The organism is Methylobacterium sp. WL103, from assembly GCF_008039885.1.
GTDB lineage: Bacteria > Pseudomonadota > Alphaproteobacteria > Rhizobiales > Beijerinckiaceae > Methylobacterium > Methylobacterium cerastii.
The window spans coordinates 1-995 of the sequence record NZ_VRUX01000990.1; the positions used below are offsets into that span (position 1 = coordinate 1).

The window sequence follows — 995 nt, forward strand, 5'->3', positions numbered from 1 at the left end:
GGCCCGACAGCGCCTTCACCTCGCCGGCGACCACGGCGAAGCCTCGGCCCGCCTCGCCGGCGCGCGCCGCCTCGATGGTGGCGTTGAGCGCGAGCAGGTTGGTCTGAGCCGAGATCGAGGCGATCGCGGTCGCCATCTCTTCGATCCGACGCGCAGCCGCGGCGAATCCGTCGAGGCGCCCGCCGATCTCCGACGTGCCGGCCTGGATCTCCTGCATCCGCTCGCCGGCCCGGCGCATGTCGCCAGCGCAGATCGCGATGCCCTCGCGGGCCCGCTCGGCCGTCTCGGCCGAGGTCTGCGACCGGGCGGCGATCTCGCTGGTCGAGGCGGCGAGTTCCTCGCTCGCGGCCGCGATCAGGCGGGCCTGGTCGGCGACCTGTGCGGAATCGTGGGTGAGCCAGCCGATCGAGGTTCCGGCCGACGAAGCCGCGGCCGACAGGCGGCCGGGCAGGCGCAGCGCTTCGGGGTCGGCGGGCGGCACGGAGACGGGCTTGATGGCCTGCTCGGGCGCCTCGGCGGTGCAGTCGAGACCGCCGGGAGCCACAACCGAGAGGGCCGGCGTTTCAATCCTGGCTTTGCGGAAGAAGCTCAACATCGATTGCGTTCCTTGGGACAGGACTGCAACCTGGAATGGAATAGGTCAATACGGAGTTTATACCGCACACGTTTGTACACAAACAGAGCGATTTCAATCCGTCGGTGATGTCGAGATCGTCATTTGCGCCGCACCCGATGTCTCGGAGACCTCATTGCCGTCGCCGGCGAAGCGAGGCCCTGGGTTCGTTGGAACCCAGGGCCTCGTCTCAGTCGGCCGGCTTCGTTTCAGCCGGCCTTGCGCCGGTTCATTCGCCAGTCAGCGCGGCCTTGGTGCGCGACCACCAGCCGGCACGCTTCGGCCGGTCGGGATCGGACGGCTCGCTGAGCACCACCGCCACCGGCTCCGGCGCGCGCACCGGAGCGGGCGCCGGGGACGCCGGCTCGACCATGGGCTCGGG

1 protein-coding gene is annotated in these 995 nt (G+C 70.3%); it reads right to left on the minus strand.

Annotated features, from left to right (window positions below):
* Positions 1-595: methyl-accepting chemotaxis protein (locus FV222_RS27250; protein WP_246685706.1), on the minus strand; the 595-nt coding region annotated here is incomplete at its 3' end.
* Between the last annotated feature and the right edge of the window lie 400 nt (positions 596-995).